The sequence below is a fragment of the Burkholderia sp. AU18528 genome (assembly GCF_002223215.2).
In the GTDB taxonomy this organism is placed as follows: domain Bacteria; phylum Pseudomonadota; class Gammaproteobacteria; order Burkholderiales; family Burkholderiaceae; genus Burkholderia; species Burkholderia semiarida.
In genome coordinates this window covers 259,787-276,029 of the sequence record NZ_NKFC02000006.1, presented here as the reverse complement: position 1 = coordinate 276,029, position 16,243 = coordinate 259,787, and the positions used below count along the sequence as shown (strand labels likewise).

Annotated in this window: 15 protein-coding genes; 10 read left to right on the top strand and 5 right to left on the bottom strand. The window is 68.8% G+C overall.

Translation table 11 applies throughout. The features are described 5' to 3' along the window. The first annotated feature begins 33 nt into the window (after window positions 1-33). The 4 genes from CFB52_RS18045 to CFB52_RS18030 are packed head-to-tail and all read left to right on the top strand — an operon-like array spanning window position 34 to window position 3,621. Window positions 34-1,047: a LysR family transcriptional regulator gene (locus CFB52_RS18045; protein WP_099317106.1), complete on the top strand. Its 1,014-nt coding sequence runs from the start codon at window positions 34-36 to the stop codon at window positions 1,045-1,047. Beyond that, window positions 1,044-2,504 (top strand): NAD(P)-binding domain-containing protein, encoded by a 1,461-nt coding sequence (locus tag CFB52_RS18040; protein ID WP_099317105.1) that lies wholly within the window; start codon window positions 1,044-1,046, stop codon window positions 2,502-2,504. Before CFB52_RS18045 ends, CFB52_RS18040 begins: the two co-directional genes overlap by 4 nt. Continuing rightward, on the top strand, window positions 2,501-3,031 hold the full coding sequence (locus CFB52_RS18035) for a CMD domain-containing protein (protein ID WP_099317104.1): 531 nt from the start codon (window positions 2,501-2,503) through the stop codon (window positions 3,029-3,031). Before CFB52_RS18040 ends, CFB52_RS18035 begins: the two co-directional genes overlap by 4 nt. Further along, window positions 3,028-3,621, top strand: coding sequence for a peroxidase-related enzyme (locus CFB52_RS18030; protein WP_099317103.1), 594 nt, complete (start codon window positions 3,028-3,030; stop codon window positions 3,619-3,621). The genes CFB52_RS18035 and CFB52_RS18030 overlap by 4 nt, the downstream gene beginning before the upstream one ends. Window positions 3,622-3,888: 267 nt before the next feature. On the opposite strand, the gene CFB52_RS18020 is transcribed toward CFB52_RS18030, so the two are convergent. The 4 genes from CFB52_RS18020 to CFB52_RS18005 form a co-directional block, all read right to left on the bottom strand. Further along, window positions 3,889-6,645 carry an Hsp70 family protein gene (locus CFB52_RS18020; RefSeq protein ID WP_099317102.1) on the bottom strand — a complete coding sequence of 919 codons (2,757 nt, stop codon included), beginning with the start codon at window positions 6,643-6,645 and terminating at the stop codon, window positions 3,889-3,891. A gap of 5 nt (window positions 6,646-6,650) precedes the next feature. Further along, window positions 6,651-8,492 carry an Hsp70 family protein gene (locus CFB52_RS18015; RefSeq protein WP_099317101.1) on the bottom strand — a complete coding sequence of 614 codons (1,842 nt, stop codon included), beginning with the start codon at window positions 8,490-8,492 and terminating at the stop codon, window positions 6,651-6,653. After that, window positions 8,489-9,079, bottom strand: coding sequence for a DUF2760 domain-containing protein (locus CFB52_RS18010; protein ID WP_059580026.1), 591 nt, complete (start codon window positions 9,077-9,079; stop codon window positions 8,489-8,491). The genes CFB52_RS18015 and CFB52_RS18010 overlap by 4 nt, the downstream gene beginning before the upstream one ends. A 249-nt stretch (window positions 9,080-9,328) precedes the next feature. After that, the gene (locus CFB52_RS18005; RefSeq protein WP_059580023.1) at window positions 9,329-9,769 is read right to left on the bottom strand and encodes an Rrf2 family transcriptional regulator; all 441 of its coding nucleotides are present in this window, start codon (window positions 9,767-9,769) and stop codon (window positions 9,329-9,331) included. Window positions 9,770-9,911: 142 nt separating this feature from the next. Between CFB52_RS18005 and CFB52_RS18000 the strand changes: the two genes are divergently transcribed. The 6 genes from CFB52_RS18000 (at window position 9,912) to CFB52_RS17975 (ending at window position 15,881) form a co-directional block, all read left to right on the top strand. Next, window positions 9,912-10,826, top strand: a complete 915-nt coding sequence (locus CFB52_RS18000; protein ID WP_060315828.1) for an NAD(P)/FAD-dependent oxidoreductase — start codon at window positions 9,912-9,914, stop codon at window positions 10,824-10,826. A gap of 108 nt (window positions 10,827-10,934) precedes the next feature. Continuing rightward, on the top strand, window positions 10,935-11,894 hold the full coding sequence (locus CFB52_RS17995) for a LysR substrate-binding domain-containing protein (RefSeq protein WP_089465384.1): 960 nt from the start codon (window positions 10,935-10,937) through the stop codon (window positions 11,892-11,894). A 129-nt stretch (window positions 11,895-12,023) separates the two neighbouring features. Continuing rightward, on the top strand, window positions 12,024-13,154 hold the full coding sequence (locus CFB52_RS17990; protein WP_059580017.1) for a DSD1 family PLP-dependent enzyme: 1,131 nt from the start codon (window positions 12,024-12,026) through the stop codon (window positions 13,152-13,154). 109 nt (window positions 13,155-13,263) lie between these two features. Continuing rightward, window positions 13,264-14,235 carry an ornithine cyclodeaminase family protein gene (locus CFB52_RS17985; RefSeq protein WP_099317100.1) on the top strand — a complete coding sequence of 324 codons (972 nt, stop codon included), beginning with the start codon at window positions 13,264-13,266 and terminating at the stop codon, window positions 14,233-14,235. Window positions 14,236-14,259: 24 nt separating this feature from the next. After that, entirely contained in the window at window positions 14,260-14,982 is a 723-nt protein-coding gene (locus CFB52_RS17980; RefSeq protein ID WP_099317099.1) for an HAD family hydrolase, read from the top strand. 695 nt (window positions 14,983-15,677) lie between these two features. After that, entirely contained in the window at window positions 15,678-15,881 is a 204-nt protein-coding gene (locus CFB52_RS17975) for a SymE family type I addiction module toxin (protein ID WP_099317098.1), read from the top strand. 40 nt (window positions 15,882-15,921) lie between these two features. Here CFB52_RS17975 and CFB52_RS17970 read toward each other — a convergent pair whose 3' ends face one another. Then, window positions 15,922-16,197: an Imm53 family immunity protein gene (locus CFB52_RS17970; protein WP_099317097.1), complete on the bottom strand. Its 276-nt coding sequence runs from the start codon at window positions 16,195-16,197 to the stop codon at window positions 15,922-15,924. Window positions 16,198-16,243: the final 46 nt, after the last annotated feature.

Sequence of the window (16,243 nt, the reverse complement as noted above, 5' to 3'; positions counted from 1 at the left end):
TACAATGCGCAAATCGCATCATCGGAACGCGTCATGGAGTTGCATCAACTCGAAGCCTTTTCCGCAGTCATGTCGGCCGGCAGCGTCACCGGCGCGGGCGAGCTGCTCGGCCGCTCGCAGCCGGCCGTCACGCGGCAGATCCAGGAACTCGAAGCCGATCTCGGCTACGCGCTGTTCGACCGGCACGGCCCGCGCGTCACGCCGACGCGGCGCGCGTTCCTGCTGTACGAGGAAGTCGAGCGCTCGCTGGTCGGCCTGCGCGCGATCGAGGCGCGCGCACGCGCACTCGGCGACGAAACGGCCGAACCCGTTCGCATCGCGGCCACGCCGTCGCTCGCGGCCACGCTCGTGCCGGCCGCGCTCGCCGCGCTGCCCGACGACGCGCATGCGCCGCACTATCAGTTGCGCAGCGAATCGGCCGAGCACGTCGTGCACGAGGTGCTGGCCGGCACGGCCGATGTCGGCGTCGTCACGCTGCCGATGGCGCATGCCGGGCTCGACGTGCACTGGATCGCACAAACGCCGTGCGTCGCCGTGCTGCCGGCCGACGATCCGCTCGCGGCGAAACCGCGCATCGCGCTGCGCGACCTCGCGCGGCGCCGCATCGTGACGGTCGCGAACCGGCACCGGCTGCGCCAGCGGATCGACGCGGCGTTCGCGGCCGCGCGTGTCGATGCGCACGTGTTCATCGAAACCAACGCGTCGCTGAATGCGGTGATGGCCGCGCGCGCGGGCATCGGGGTCGGCATCGTCGATCCGGCCACGGGCGTCGCGCTGCCGGTGGCCGGTGTCGTCGCGCGCGCGCTCGACGTCGACATACCGTTCGCGTTCGGCGTCGCGACGCCGGCCGGCAAGGCGCGCACGGCGGCCGTCGACGCACTGCTCGACGCGCTGCATCGCACGACGCGCGCGCTGCTCGACGACGTGACCTTTCACGATGCCGCCGCGCACGATGCGCTGCTGCGCGGCGACCGGCTGCGGGCCGACCGCGCGACGCGCGCGCCTCGCCCGGCACGTACCCGCCGCGTGCGCCCGGAGGCCGCATGACGACCCCGCTCGACGCACTCGAGGCGCGGCTCGCGCAGGACCTGCGCTGGCTCGACCTGCCCGCGCCGTCGTGGGTGCCGCCGCGCGAAGCGGACGGCGCGCGCGTGCTCGACGTCGCGATCGTCGGCGGCGGCATGGCCGGGCTCGCGGCGTCGGCCGAGCTGCGCCTGCTCGGCATCGACAACCAGTGCGTGATCGACCGCGCGCCGGCCGGCTACGAAGGCCCGTGGGTCACGTTCGCGCGGATGGAGACGCTGCGTTCGCCGAAGCAGCTTGCGGGCCCCGCACTCGGCCTGCCCGCGCTGACGTTCCGCGCGTGGTTCGAAGCGCAATACGGCCGCGACGCGTGGGACGCGCTGTACAAGATTCCGCGCCCGCAATGGATGGACTACCTGCGCTGGTATCGGCGCGTGCTCGACCTGCCGGTGCGCAACGACACGACGCTCGTCGCGCTGCGCCCGCGCGACGACGGGCTGCTCGCGCTCGACGTGCGCGGCAACGGCGAAGCGCACACGCTGCTCGCGCGGCACGTCGTGCTCGCGACCGGCCGCGACGGCCTCGGCGGCCCGTACGTGCCGCCCGTCGCGCGGCGCGCGCCGCGCGCGCGCTGGGCCCATTCGTCCGAGCCGATCGATTTCGCCGCGCTCGCGGGCAAGCGCGTCGGCGTGGTCGGCGCGGGCGCGTCCGCGTTCGACAACGCGGGTACCGCGCTCGAAGCGGGCGCCGCGCGTGTCGACCTGTTCTTCCGTCGCGCGGACATTCCGCGCATCAACAAGCTGACCGGCATCGGCAGCCCGGGCCTCGTGCACGGCTACGCCGATCTCGACGATGCGACGAAGTGGCGTTTCATGCACTACGCGCTGACGTCGCAGACGCCGCCGCCGCGCGACAGCGTGCTGCGCGTATCGCGCCACGACCATGCGCATTTCCATGCGGGCAGCCCGATCGAAATGCTCGCCGACCACGCGGACGGCCTCGAACTGACGACGCCGCGCGGACGCTACACGGTCGACTTCCTGATCTTCGCGACGGGCTTTCATTCGGACTGGACGACGCGCGAGGAATTCGCGTCGTTCGGCGCGCACGTGCGGCGCTGGAAGGATCGGTATCGGCCGGAACCGGCGCTGTGGCTCGACGAGCTCGCCGAGTCGCCCGATCTCGGCCCCGCGTTCGCGTTCCAGGAACGCGAGCGCGGTGCGTGCCCGGCCGTCACGCGCATCCACTGCTTCAATCACGCGGCGAGCCTGAGCCAAGGCAAGCTGTCCGGCGATATCCCGGCGATCAGCGCGGGCGCGCAGCGGCTCGCGCGCGGCATTGCGAGCCGGCTCTTCGATGCCGATCGCGACCGCCACTACGATGCGCTCGTCGCGTACGCGAATGCCGAACTGCAAGGCGACGAATGGCGCGACGCCGACGCCATCGATCACTTTGACGACGAAGGGAAACCGAAACGATGACTGACTCCATCACGCCGGCCGCCGGGCCGGACACGATCGACGCGGCAGCCGGCCTGCGCGCCGGCGACGCCGTCGCCGCGCTGCGCCGCGTGCGCGACAAGGTACGGTTGCATACGCAACTGAGCGAAGCCGCGCTGTTCGATCCCGCGCTACCCAATCTTTCGCTGATCGAGCGGCTGCATGCGGCACGGTATGTCGCGTGGCAGTCGAATGCGCACGCGCTGGCCGACATCTATCGCGCCCGGCTGCTCGACGCAGGCGGCACGCTCGACAACATCGAGCACGCAGATGCCGACGCGTTCGACGCGCTGCCTCGCCGCCTCGGCGCGATCCTGCTGCACGCGAAGCGCCTGACGCACGCGCCGGTCGACGCGCGTGCATCCGATCTCGACACGTTGAAATCGGCCGGGCTCACGACGCCCGCGATCGTCGCGCTGTCGCAGCTCGTCGCGTTCGTCGCGTATCAATTGCGCGTCGCCGCGGCCGCGCGGGCGCTTCAGGCACGCGTCGCAAAGGAGGCCGCATGACGACTGCCACCCACGGCTTCACCTTCGACACGCTCGGCTGGCGCGCGTGGCTCGACACGGTCTCGCTCGATGCGGCGACGCCCGATCAGCTCGCGGTGCTCGAAGCGAGCCATCCGCAAGCGAAGACGTCCGACTATTACCTGCTGCTCGTCCATCTGCCCGACATCCTGCGGCAGCGCTCGGGCGTGTTCAACGCGATCATGTACGGCCCCGGCGGGCTGTCGCGCGCGGAGCGCGAACTGGCGAGCACGGCGGTATCGCGCGTGAACGGCTGCGTGTATTGCGCGTCGGTGCATGCGCAGCGCTTCGCGCAACTCGCGAAACGCACCGATGCGATCGAACAGGTGTTCGACGACCCGGCGACGGCCGGCACCACGGCACGCGAACGCGCGATCGTCCGCTATGCGATCGCGTTGACCGAACGGCCCGACGCGATCGACGCAAGCGACATCGCCGCGCTCGAAGCCGAAGGGCTGACGCATGAGGAAATGCTCGACCTGTCGCACGCGATCGCGATCTTCGCGTGGGCGAACCGGTTGATGCTGACGCTTGGTGAGCCGGTGTTTCCGGAGCCGGCGCCCAGCGCCTGACCGCACGCAGGAACGTGGCGCGGAACCGGCCCGTTTCGCGCCTTGCGCGTCAACGGTCGGTGCGCTGCATGCTCGCGGGAATTCATCTCGCGCGGCGTTCGGCGGCGGCGCAGGAGGGCGCGAAATTCGAATCAATGGAAAAACGACGCGAAGCAGCGTCGGTATCGCACGCCTGAATGGAACGGGCGTCGCGGTCGCGCCATGGTTGGCGCGACCGCGACCGGATGCTTCGACCTTCCAACGAGATCGAAACATCCTGTACTGCCATCAATCGCCCAGCAGCTTCAACCCGGCCGGCAGCGTTTCGCCGAACACGCGCACCGTATCGGCTTCGTCGAACGCGATCGCTTCACGCACCATGTCGATCCATGCCGTCGATGCATTCGCGGCCGACAGGCGCTTGATCACCGCCTCGCGCGTGTCGTCCGGCAGATCGCGCGAGCGGTCGCCCGTCATCCGCGCAATCTGCGCAGCCGCGAACGCAGCCGGCTCGACCTGCTTCCAGTCGAGCGCGAACAGCGCATCGAGCCAGCCGATGACGATTTCCGCCGGTACGACGCCGTGCGCGCTGCCGTAGAACGGCCGGCGCGCGCCGATCCGCCCGAGCGCCCACGCGCACAGCGTGCGTTCGGCCGGCTTCTGCAATTGCGCGATCAGGCGCTCGGCCAGTTCGACCTTGCGCTCGACCGGCAGCCGTTCGAGCGACGCGGACAACCGCGTCATGTCGGCCGGCCCGACCTTGGCCGGATCGAACGGCAGCTTGCGCCGCTTGTCGTCGGACGGTTCGAGGAACGCGATCGCATCGCGCACCTGCGTCTGCGCATCGTCGTCGAGCCCGCCGGCCACGCGCCGCCACAGCGTCCACCACTCGGACCACACCTGCGCGTCGGTCACGTATTGAATGCCGTCGTCGAACAGCGGCCACAGTTGCTCGATGCGCCACGCGTCGAGCGGATGGCCGAAACCCGGACGCAGGCAATACCCGGCGAGATTCAGCCACGCGCGCTCGTGATCGGCCGAGCGGCGCCGCCGCCGCGCCCGCGCGAGCAATGCGTCGAACAGTTCGCGTGCGAGCGCGACGTCCCACTCTTCGCGCGCGCCGAGCACCTGCTCGAGTTGCGCGCGCAACCGGCGCGTGTCTTTCGGCGTCACGCCCGCGGCCTTGCTGCCGAACGAGCGCTCGATCAGCTCGATCGCCTGGTCGAGCCTTGGATGCCGCGTGGGCGCGGCCGCGTCGCCGTGCACCGGCGCGTCGCCGCGCAACTGGAATTCGAGCCGCCAGCGGCGCGCCGCATCGTCGATCGCGATGCAGTGCATTTCGAGCGTGCCGACCTCGGTCAGCGACGCGGTGAGCGTCACCGGCGTTTCGCGCGCGTCGCCGCCCGCCTTCGCGTCGACGACCGTCGCGATCGGCGGCAGCCGCACGAAATCGCCACCGTCGAGATCGACGAGATCGCCGGGTCGATACTTCGTGTCGGCCACGGTCGATACGAGGTGGAAGCGCACTGGCTGCCCAAGCTGCAGCGCGAACGTGCGATCGTCGAGCCGGATCTCGCGGCCCTCTTCCGCGCCGCGCGGCAGCAGGCAGACTCCGCGTGCGGCCGCGTCGCCTTCGCCATCGTCGAGCACGAGGAAATAGCTGCGCGCGGAGCCGCCGCCGATGCGCGGCGCATGCCCGGCGCGCGCGAGCCCGTAGGCCACCGCGCCGCGCGCGACGGCCACGTCCGGGTGCGCGTTGTGCAGCACGTCGAGCGGCGCGCCACGCCACGCGCCGAGCGTCTGCGCGAGACGGCCGGCGAGCGCATCCGCGCGGAACACGCCGCCGTTGAGCAGCAGCGCGTCGGGCAGCGGGCCCTCCGCATGACGCTTCAGGAACGCGGCGACGTGGCGCGTAATGGCCGCGTCGCTCGCATACGGCAAGCCGAATTCGACGATCGCCGCGCGCGCCCGGCGCGGCAATTCGTCGGCGTCGACCTGCGGAAAGAACCCGTCGACGACGATCTGCTCGACTTCCTGCCGGGTCAGCTCGGCCGAGCGCGCGCCGCCCACCAGCTTGCTGCCCGCGCCGAGCAGCGTGACGGTGACGGACGCGGGTGCGTCGTCGCCGAGCAGCCGCTCCTTCGCCGCGCGGCAGCGCTCGACGAGTTGCGACAGGCTCGCCGCCGACAGCCGCGTGCCGGGCTCGGTCAGCCGCGTCTCGACGAGGCGCGCGAGCGCGAGATCCATGTTGTCGCCGCCAAGCATCAGGTGGTTGCCGACGCCGACGCGCGTAAAGGTCGGCTCGCCGTCGTCGCCCGGCGCGACGTCGACGAGCGTGAGGTCGGTCGTGCCGCCGCCCACGTCGCAGATCAGCACGCGCCGCGGATGGGCGAACGTCTCGCGCAACGTGTCGCGTTGCCCATACAGCCAGTCGTAGAACGCGGCTTGCGGCTCTTCGAGCAAGCGCAGCGCCGGCAGCTTCGCGCGTTTCGCGGCCTCGACCGTCAACGCGCGCGCGCCGTCGTCGAACGACGCGGGCACCGTCAGGATCACGTCCTGCCGCGCGAGCGGCGCATCGGGAAAATGTGCGTCCCATGCGTCGCGCACGTGCGCGAGATAACTCGCGCTCGCGTCGACCGGCGACACCTTGTCGACGCCGTCAGCCGCGCCCCACGGCAGGATCGCCGCGAGCCGATCGACCGCGGCATGCGACAGCCAGCTCTTCGCGCTCGACACGAGCCGGCCCGGCACCTGCGCGCCGAGCGTGCGCGCGTAGCGGCCGATCACGGCCGGCGGCGCGTCGGCCGCGTCCGCTTTCGTGTTGGCCTTCGGATCGGCCGCCCACGGCAGTCGCAACGCATCCGGCGGCAGCTCGCCCGCCGCCGGGTGATAGCGCACCGACGGCAGCAGCGGCTGCGCGGCCACCGCGCCGGGCCCGACCAGTTGCTCGACGTCGAACACGCGGATCGCGTCGGAGCCGGCCTCGACGTACGCGACGACCGTATTGCTCGTGCCGAGGTCGATGCCGACCGTATAACGCTTCATCGCGCTCAGGCGGCGCCGCGCACGTCGAACTCGACCTTCCAGCGCTCGTTCGTGCCGCTCGGGATCGCCTCGAGTTCGAGCGTGCCGGCTTCGGTCACGCGCGCATGCAGCTTCACCGGCACGACTTCGCCGACGGTGCGCCCTTCGGCGGGCAGCGTCGCCTGGATTTCCTCCAGCTCCTGCAACTCTTCCGGCGACCAGTAGTCGAGCAGCGTGCCGACCTGGTCCTGGCGCCGCACCGACGAGCCGAAGAAGCGGAACTGCACCGGTTCGCCGACGACCAGCCCGAACTCCTGCGGCGGCAGCGCCGCGTCCGAGCCTTCCTCCATCCCGAACGGCGCGACGCACAGCGCCTGCACCGGCGGCTCCAGCCCCGGCACCGCGGGCATCGCCGATTCGATCGCGACGTAGTACGCACGCGCCGTGCCGCCGCGAATGCGCACGCCGCGGCCGCGCTTCACGTAGCCGTAGTACGCCGCGCCACGCGCGACCGCGAGATCGAGATCCGCGCCTTCGAGCAGGCGCGCGGGCGGCGCGCCTTCGGCGGCGAGCCAGCCGTTGAGCGTGTCGAGCACGCGCTGCGTGAGCAGCGTCGACTTGAACACGCCGCCGTTGAACAGCACGGCGGTCGGATGCAGGAACGTCGCGCCCTGCGGCAGCGTGCGCTGCACGCCTTCGAGCGTGTCGAGCGCCGCGACCTGGCGGCCGAGGAACGCCGCGAGATGGCGCGTGATGCCGGCGTCCTGCGCATACGGCAGGCCGAGCTGCGTCAGGCCGACACGCGCGCGGCTCACCGGGCGCGCGGCCGCATCGACCTGCGGGAAGAAGCCTTCGAGGATCGTCTGCGTCAGTTCCGCGCGCGTCAGTTCGGTGCGGATCGAGCCGCCGATCAGCTTCGAGCCGCGGCTCGGCACGACGAGCGGCACCGCGTCGGCGCTCGGATCGGACAGCAGCGTTTCCTTGGCCGAGCGGCACGCGTAGGTCAGCGCGCGCAGTTGCCACGGATCGGCCTGCGTGCCCTGCTGCGCGAGCTTGCGCGCCACCACGTGCGCGAGCGCGAGGTCCATGTTGTCGCCGCCGAGCAGGATGTGCTCGCCCACGGCCACGCGATGCAGTTCGAGATTGCCGTCGCGCTCGACCACCGCGATCAGCGACAGGTCGGTCGTGCCGCCGCCGACGTCCACGCACAGGATCAGGTCGCCGACCTGCACCTGCTTGCGCCAGCCGCCTTCGCTCTTCTGGATCCAGCTGTACAGCGCCGCCTGCGGTTCCTCGAGCAGCGTCATCCGCGAGTAGCCGGCGGCGCGCGCGGCCTCGGCCGTGAGCTCGCGCGCGGCCGGATCGAACGACGCGGGGATCGTCACCGTCACGTCCTGGTCGGCGAACGGTGCGTCGGGATGCGCGTGGTCCCACGCTTCGCGCAGGTGCGTCAGATAGCGGATCGAGCTTTCCAGCGGCGACACGCGCGTCACTTCCGGCGGCGCATCGCTCGGCAGGATCGCCGCGCGGCGATCGACGCCCGGGTGGCACAGCCAGCTCTTCGCGCTCGACACGAGGCGGATCGGCGTGCCGGCGCCGCGCGTGCGCGCCATCTCGCCGACCGCAAAGGTGCGCGAGGCCGTCCACGGCAGCGTCAGGTCGCCCTGCGTCAGCTCGCTTTCGTGCGGCAAGTAGAGAAACGACGGCAGCAGGTCGCGCGATTCCAGCGCGCCGGGTGCAGTGAGTTGCGCGATCGGCAGCACCTGCTGCGTGATCTTCTCGCCGTCGCTCGTGCTGCTGTCGACGTACGACAGCGCGCAATGGGTCGTCCCGAGGTCGATACCGATCGAATAGCGCGGATCGCTCACAGTTCCACCTCCGCCGGTGCGATGACCGATGCGTCGTGGCTGCCCGTCAGCTTCGGCAGGCGCACGTCTGCGACACGCCAGCCGCGATGGCTGACCGTGCCCGTAAACGGCGCGGAACCGACCACGTTGCCGGTCACGCGCACGGCCGTCGCGTCGAAGCCGGCCGGCAGCGTCACGCGGCTGCCTTCGGCTTCGTCGCGCACGGGCACGATCGTGAAGTGCTCGCGCAGCGCGACGCGGCAGCCGTCGTGCACGAGGCGCGCGGCCGCGCCGATGTCGGCGTCCGCGTAGCCGGCGATGTCTTCCTCGACGAAATCGATGAAGCGCGCATCGCGCTGCAGCAGGCCGAGCAGCTGCAGCGCGGCCTGCGGGCTGGCTTCGCGCAGCTCGGGCGCCGGCGGCTTCACGGGCGCGGGGGCGACGGGCGCGGCGGCCGGTGCCGGCGTCGGAGCGGGCGCGACGGGCGCCGCGGCGCCATCGCGCACGCGCAGCACGTCGGCGGCGAACTCGCGATTGCCGAGCACGGAGAAGAACGTGCCGACGGCCAGCGACAGCCGGCCGAAGAAGGACAGGTTGGATTCGGGCATGGGGTCTGGACTCCTGTGGGCTCGCAGCGTGGCGAGCGATCTTGCCTGGCACCGGGCGGCCGCGTGCGGCATGCGCACTGCCGCCGCCCGGCGCGTGATTCGAACGCGCCCTCGCGGGTGCGGAAAACCCGTATTTTGCCCTGTGGCGGGCGAACCGGGCAGAAGTTGGGGGACAGAACATGACGGCGCGACGGTTTCGATCGCGCCGGCGCGCACGTCACGCGTGTACGGCGGACGTGCTGCGCCGCGTCAGCGCGGCTTGCGCGGCCGCGCCGCCTTCGCGTCGAAATCGCGCGAGAGCATGCCGAGCGTGACTTCGCCGAAGCGCGCGAGCAGCGAGGCTTCGGCCTCCTTCAGCGTCGCCGACAGATGCGCGTTGACGGCCTGTTCGACCAGACATTCGGGCGCGTCGTCGGACACGAGATCGGAAAACAGCGGCGGCTCGCCCACCGCGCGATAGACGTCGAGCAGCGTGATGTCGTCGAGCGCGACGCTGAGCGCCCAGCCGCCGCCGTGCCCCTTCTCCGACTGCACGTACCCGCGATCGCGCAACCCGCCGAGCAGGCGCCGCACGACGACCGGGTTCGTGCACAGCATCGTCGCGATCGTCTCCGACGTCAGCGGGCCGTCGGCCTGGTCCATGTGGATCAGCGCATGCAGGATGCGCGACAAACGGCTGTCGGTTCTCACGGGTAGAACTCCCCTCTCTCTCGAAACTTCTGAAGTTGCATGAATGATACCATCGCCCTATCATGCAACTTCTCATGTTTCATGAGTTGACCGTCAGCGGAGCACATCGGTCATTCACGCAGGTTCAGAAAGGAGAGGACGCATGCATTCTCATCATGAAGTGATCGTGATCGGCGGCAGCTTTGCCGGGTTGTCGGCCGCGATGCAACTGGCGCGGGCGCGCCGCCGCGTGCTCGTGATCGACGCCGGCCGGCCGCGCAACCGCTTTGCCGAACACGCGCACGGCTTCCTCGGGCAGGACGGCAAGCCGCCGGCGCAAATCGTCGCCGATGCGCGCGCGCAGCTCGACGCGTATCCGACGGTGCGGCGCATCGACGGCACGGTTCGCACGGCCGAGCGCGACGCGGACGGGCGCTTTCACGTGACGCTGGCCGACGGCGGCCGCGCGAGCGCCGACCGGCTGATTCTCGCCACCGGCATCCGCGACGAACTGCCCGCGCTGCCGGGGCTCGCCGAACGCTGGGGCATCAGCGTGCTGCATTGTCCGTACTGCCATGGCTATGAAGTAAGCGGCCAGCGGCTCGGCGTGCTCGCCACGCATCCGCTGTCGGTCCATCAGGCGATCCTGATTCCGGACTGGGGCCCGACGACGTGGTTCACGCAGGGCGTGGTCGAAGCGAACGACGAAGAAGCCGCATTGCTCGCCGCGCGCGGGGTGCGGATCGAACGCTCGCCGGTCGCCGAGATCCTCGGCGATGCGCCGCGTATCGACGCGCTGCGGCTCGCCGACGGCCAGGTCGTGCCGATCGACGCGTTGTTCATCGGCGCGCGCACCGACATGGCGAGCGACCTCGCGCGGCAGCTCGGCTGCGCGTTCGACGAAGGGCCGCTCGGCCCCGTCGTTCGCGTCGATGCGTCAAAGCAGACGAGCGTCGCCGGCGTATTCGCGGCGGGCGATGCGTCGACGTCGATGAGCAACGCAACCTTCGCATCGGCATCGGGCGTGATGGCCGGAGTGGCCGCGCACCGGTCGCTGATCTGGGGGCTGCACGCGTAGGCGGGCGGGCGCCGGGCGTCACGATCGATCGGACGATTCAATATATCGGCGAATGCGGCAGGCGGGCGCCGGCCACCTCGATGGCGTCGGCACCGAATGTGCGGTTTAATGCTGGATACCCTCTGCATTAAGAGCCATGAAATGCTCGACCTCGACGACCTTCGACTCGTCCGCGCGATCGGCACGTCCCGATCGTTGGCCGCTGCCGCCCGGCTGCTCGATCTCACGCCGCCCGCGGTCACGATTCGCCTGCAGCGGATGGAAGCGCGCCTGAACGCGCGGCTCGCCGTGCGGCAACCGAAAGGCATCGCGCTGACCGACGAAGGGCAGCGGCTGTACCAGGAAGCCGTGGGCATTCTCGAGCGCGTGGAGGCGCTGCCGGTCAGCATCGCGGGCGACCACGGCGACGTGCAGGGCACGCTGCGCGTCGTCGCCCCGCTCGGCTTCGGCCGCAAATATGTCGCACGGATCGTGCGCGACGTGCAGCGCGCACATCCGAAACTCGAGATCTCGCTCCATCTGTCGGAAAGCCCGCTGACCAGCGCGGCGGGGGCCGACGTGGTCGTCCATGTCGGCAGCCTCAAGTCGTCTTCGTGGATCGGCTATCCGCTCGCGCCCAACGAGCGCTTCCTCTGTGCGAGCCCCGCGTACGCGCGTCGCATCAAGGATCTGAAGCATCCGTCCGACCTGGCGCGATACGACTGCCTGTGCCTGCGCGAGAACGACGAGGACATCCCGCGCTGGCGCTTCTCGCCTGTTGGCGGCGCCAAGGGCGATTCGCGGCGGTCCACCGTCATCCGCGTCACCGGCGCGCTGTCGTCCAACGACGGCACCGTCATCACCGAATGGGCGCTGGCCGGGCTCGGCATCGTCGAGCGCTCCGAGTGGGACGTCGCACCGCTGCTCGCGAACGGCAAGCTCGTCCGGTTGCTGCCCCGCTGGCGCCTGCCGCCCGCGCCGGTGACGGCGCTCGTGCCATCGCGTACCGGCCGCTCCGCGCGGCAGCGGGTGTTTCTCGACGCCGCGCGGCAGCTTCTCGATCCGCCGCCCTGGCGCGGCAAGGCCTGAGTTCCGGTGCGATCCAGGAGGACTTCGTTGATTAAATTCTGCTTAATGGCAGATTAGACGTGCATTAAACACGGCGCTGCTCCCCTCCCCTACAGTGTCCGTATCGGCAACTTCGCAAACGGACGCATCGTGGACCTTCACACCCTCAACACCCCGGCCGCATTGATCGATATCGGCCGCATGCACCGCAACATCGCACGCATGCAGGCGCATCTGGACGCGCTCGGCGTGCGGTTCCGGCCGCACGTCAAGACCACCAAATGCCGGCAAGTCGTCGACGCGCAGATCGCGGCGGGCGCGCAGGGCATCACGGTGTCCACGCTCAAGGAAGCCGAGCAATTCTTCGCCGACGGCATCGTCGATATCGTCTATGCGGTCGGCATGGTGCCCGCCAAGCTCGGCCAGGCGCTGGCGCTGCGCCGGCAGGGCTGCGACCTGAAGATCGTCGCCGACAGCCTGCCGGCCGCGCACGCGATCGCCGCGTTCGGGCGCGAGCACGGCGAACGTTTCGACGTGTGGATCGAGGTCGACGTCGACGGGCACCGCTCCGGCATCCCGCCCGATGCCGACCTGCTGATCTCCGTCGGCCGCGCGCTGACCGACGGCGGCATGCGGCTCGGCGGCGTGCTCGCTCATGCGGGCTCCAGCTACGAATACGACACGCCCGAAGCGCTGGTCGCGATCGCCGAACAGGAGCGCAGCCGCACCGTGCGCGCCGCCGAGCGCCTGCGGGCCGCCGGCTTGCCGTGCCCGGTCGTCAGCATCGGATCGACGCCCACCGCGCTGGCGGCGCAACGGCTCGACGGCGTGACCGAAGTGCGCGCCGGCGTGTACGTGATGTTCGACCTCGTGATGCACAACATCGGCGTGTGCGAACCGTCCGACATCGCGCTGTCGGTGCTGACCACCGTCGTCGGCCATCAGGAAGAGAAAGGCTGGGCGATCGTCGACGCGGGCTGGATGGCGATGAGCCGCGACCGCGGCACGCAGCGCCAGGCGCGCGATTTCGGCTACGGGCAGGTCTGCACCGAAGACGGCGAGGTGCTCGGCGGCTACCTGATGAGCGCCGCCAATCAGGAACACGGGATCGTGTCGCGAACGGGCGCGCCGGATACGGACATCGCGCAGCGGTTTCCGATCGGCACGCGGCTGCGCATTCTCCCGAATCATGCGTGCGCCACTGGCGCGCAGCATCCCGAATACCAGGCCATCGGCGGCGACGGCGCCGCGCAGACGTGGCCGCGGTTCTACGGGTGGTGAGCGTCGTCCGGCGTCCATGCCGTCTCATCCACGCATTGACTATTTGTCCATATTTGGACAAACTTTAAACACCCTTGATTCATCTCGTGCCGAACAGGCGCCCCCGACCATGCCGACCGACGCCCGCCTCCTTCTCCTCGACCGCGATGCCGTCGAGCCCGCCCTGCAGGTCGAGCAAGTGATGGCGGCCGTCCGCGAAGCGTTCGTGCTGCACAGTCAACGGGCAGGACGCGTATTCCCGGTCGTGCGCGAGAAGCTCCATACCGGCGGCGTGTTCGGCATCAAGTCGGGCGACGTCGCCGGTCAGGACTTGCTCGGCTTCAAGGCGGCCGGGTTCTGGCCGGGCAACCGTGCGCTGGGCGGCGAGCCGCATCAGGCCACCGTCGCGCTGTTCGATCCGGCGACGGGACGCCCGCTGTGCATCATGGACGGCAACGCGATCACCACCGCGCGCACCGGGGCCGCCGGCGGCCTCGGGTTGCAACTGCTCGCGCGCCGCGACAGCACGCGGCTCTGCGTGTTCGGCACGGGCGTGCAGGCGCGTGTGCAGCTCGACTACGCGCTCAGGCTGCTGCCGCGGCGATGCACGGTGCAGTACGTGACCGTGAGCGGCGAACCGGACCCGGCGTTCGAAGCGCACTTCGTCGATCGATGCACGATCGGCGTGGCGCACAACCGCAACGACGCGGTGGCCGATAGCGACGTGGTGATCACGGCCACGCCGGGCGGCGGCGCGTTGTTCGACGCGGATGCCGTGCAGCCCGGCACCCACCTGACCTGCGTGGGCGCCGATACCGCGGGCAAGCGCGAACTTCCGGCGGGCGTGCTGGAACGCGCGCGCATCGTCGTGGACGATCACGAGCAGGCGCGCGGCATCGGCGAGTGCCAGTGGGCGCCAGATTTGCCGCGCACGGAAATCGGTGACATCCTCGCGGGTGCGACATCGATCGATCGTGCCGCGCACGAGATCACCGTCTTCGACATGACGGGGCTCGCGCTTCAGGATCTGACCGTCGCGCGCTTCCTGTATCGGCACGCCCTCGACCACGGCACCGGCACTGCCGTTCCGTGGCCCTGGTAAAACGACTTCCCGCTTTCAACCGCCATGCGTCTCGCCAAAGTCTCCGCCCTCTCGTTCGACCTCGACGACACCCTGTGGCCGTTCGGGCCGTCCATCGTACGGGCCGAGGCGGCGCTTCGCGCATGGTTGATCGAGCACGCGCCGAACACCGAGCGCGTGCTGCCCACGCAACAGGCACTCGGTGCGTTACGTGACGAATACGAACGTTTGTGTCCAGAGCTTGCCGGCGACTTTCGCGCGATGCGAATCGGGTCGATCCGGCTGGCGCTGGAACGTGCGAACGAAGATGTCTCGCTGGCCGATCGTGCGTACGACGTGTTCTATGCGGCGCGCAACCGCGTCGAATTCTACGAAGACGCGCTGCCGGCGCTCGCGTGGCTGAGCGAGCGCTTTCCGTTGATCGCGGTCACCAACGGCAACGCGGATCTCCGGCTGACCGGCGGCGGCGAATTCTTTCGCACGACGCTCAGTGCGCGTGAGTTCGGCTTCGCGAAGCCGGAACCCGAGATCTTCCATGCGGCGGCGGATGCGCTCGACGTACGGCCGGGCGAATTGCTGCATGTCGGCGACGATTTTCATCTCGATATCGTCGGCGCGCTGAATGCGGGGCTGCAGGCGGCGTGGGTCGTGCGCGAGCCGGTTTCTGCAGGCGAATACGCGCCGGGGTACGCCGTGGCGCCGCATCTCAGGCTGCGCGACCTGTCGATGCTTTGTCGCGTGCTCGGCGGGCCTGACGACGTGTCGTAGACGTCTGTACGACGGTCGGGTAGAACAGGCGGAGCAGATCACCATCGGCCCGGATCGCCGCCAACCACGATAACAACAACGGCCGCAACTGCGGCCCTTTCACCCATCACCAAACTCGCATATTCGGAGAACAGAATCCAGAAACGATATCCATAAGCTCCAGAATTCGCTCTTCAATATTTTAAGTTACGCCATCCCTCATAGATTCCAACAATTCACATACGGAATTCGAACTAAAACCTTTCTCCCGATATTTCACGAGAATATCTCTCAGCACGTCGAAGTCGGCGCTCGCCTCCAATGCGTCGCGCAGTTCCCGATCCAGCACGACATAAAGTTCAGCCGTCATTGCCTCACCAATTTTTCACGCGTTGAACGAAGTGCGGCTTGATAATCAGATAAAGACATACTTGTGCTTGGTTGGATCGTTCCATGCTTGGCACTATCCCGCACGCACCTCAGACTTTTCGGAAGGTTCGCTGTATTCAGCAAACAAGCACAGTCCCTTCCGGTTCCCCCTGGATTTTCGGGGCGCCTATGAGGCGGAAGATTGCGTGCTGATTCCAGAGCAACCGAAATGCCGCCAGTGCTTGGATGAACCGTTCCGTCAATGTCGACCGGGATATCTACACCAGGACGTGCGCCAAGTCCACGCGCCGTAGGTTCGGCAACCCGTCACGGAGCGTTTCATCACCATGCAGCGCAAGCGCGACATCGGTCGTTACGGACTGCAGGCCATCTATGACGAGAGCTGCGAGCCGCTGCACCTCTGGCTCAAGATCGTCGGCCGCTGGCTGATACACGACGTCGGCTTCCACGCCGGCCAGAAGCTTCACGTTCACGTTGAACACGGCAAGCTCACCATTACCGCCGCGCAAATCACCCCCGATTGCGGCTAACCACACTAACTACAAGGGCCACAACTGCGGCCCTTGGTGCTTAATGCAACCAGTCCATCGCAAGCATCAGAATTTCCTTCAAATTACTTGAACCACCATACCCAACAAATTCCTCTTTAGTAGCAGTCACACTAATCCAATCTGATTCATCACGCTCTGCATTAATATCTATCAACTTTCTCCCCGAAACACCATTTATTCTAACTTCCCATCCCGGATTGTCAATGGTAGAAATCTTCACACCGTAAGAATGCTCCCAAACATCATCGCATTGAGATGTATACCAGTGCTGCAACGCATCGATTAGATCATTCATTTGCACAACCCCTTCCGTCTTGCAAGCTCCCTTGCCACTCGCACAT